Annotated in this window: 3 protein-coding genes; all 3 read left to right on the forward strand. The window is 64.4% G+C overall.

The genetic code is table 11. The features are described from left to right. Positions 1-210: acyclic terpene utilization AtuA family protein (locus AC1D1X_RS23985; RefSeq protein WP_477699440.1), on the forward strand; the 210-nt coding region annotated here is incomplete at its 5' end. Then, positions 207-578, forward strand: coding sequence for an AtuA-related protein (locus AC1D1X_RS23990; RefSeq protein ID WP_477669307.1), 372 nt, complete (start codon positions 207-209; stop codon positions 576-578). The genes AC1D1X_RS23985 and AC1D1X_RS23990, both read left to right, overlap by 4 nt. Positions 579-661: 83 nt before the next feature. Continuing rightward, a partial coding sequence (locus tag AC1D1X_RS23995) for a Bug family tripartite tricarboxylate transporter substrate binding protein (protein WP_477699441.1) occupies positions 662-1,146 on the forward strand: 485 nt, incomplete at its 3' end.

A 1,146-nucleotide genomic window follows, 5' to 3' on the forward strand; every position in this document is an offset into this window, starting at 1 on the left:
GCCACACACACCGACCGCGCTGAGGCCGAGCGGCTGACGCGGGAAGTCACCGCCCTGTACTGCTGCGGACCGGCCGGCGGCGGCGGCGTGCGCACGGCACTGACACCAAGGCTCAACACCTTGCCCTGCCTGGTGCCCCGAGACGCTGTGAAGGTGTCGTTCAGGATGCTCGATACCGCAGCGCTGGCTACCGCAGGGGAGGCCGCATGAGCCAGGCCATGATCACGGTCCCGCTGTACCGCGCCGCGCACGGGCGAACCGGCGACAAAGGCAACCGGTCCAACATCAGCGTGATTGCCTGGCACCCGGACCTTTATCCCGTGCTGCGGGCGCAGGTGACGGAGGCCGCCGTGGCGCGCCACTTTGCCCACCGCAAGCCCAGTCGTGTGCAGCGGTTTGAGCTGCCTTTGCTGGGCGCCCTGAACTTTGTGCTCGACGACGTGCTCGACGGCGGCGTGAATGACGCGCTCAACCTCGACACGCACGGCAAGTCGCTTTCATTCTGGCTGCTGGATTTACCTATCGAAGTGCCAGCAGCGCTGGCGGGCCTGCTCGCCGGGGGAGACCAAACTTTTTAACGGAACCGATTCACCAGGACACCAGGACACCAAGACGAGATCAACAACGTCAGATACGCCTCATCACAACATCAGGAGACAACATGAAAACCGCCACTCAAAAATCCATACACAGCCGCATCCGCCCCGCCTTGCTCGGCATTGCCGCGCTATGGGCCATCGCGCCCCTCGCCGTGCCCATGGCGGCTCAGGCGCAGGGCTTTCCTGAAAAGCCGATCACCTTTGTCGTGCCGTTTGCGGCCGGCAGCGCAACCGACCAGCTGGCGCGCGCCATCGGCCAGGCCGTGACCAATGACAGCAAAGTCAGCGTGGTGGTGGACAACAAGCCCGGCGCCAACAGCTTCATCGGCGCCCAGGCAGCCGCCAAGGCAAAGCCCGACGGCTACACCGTGTTCATCACCACCAACACCACGCAGTCGGCCAATGAGCACCTGTTCAAAAAACTGCCTTACGACCCGGTCAAGGACTTCGCACCGCTGACCGCGCTGGGCCGCGGCGGGCAGATCATGGTGGTCAACCCGTCACTGCCGGTCAACAGCGTGGCGGAGTTCATTGCGCTGGCCAAATC

Source organism: Polaromonas sp. P1_G4 (assembly GCF_056405475.1).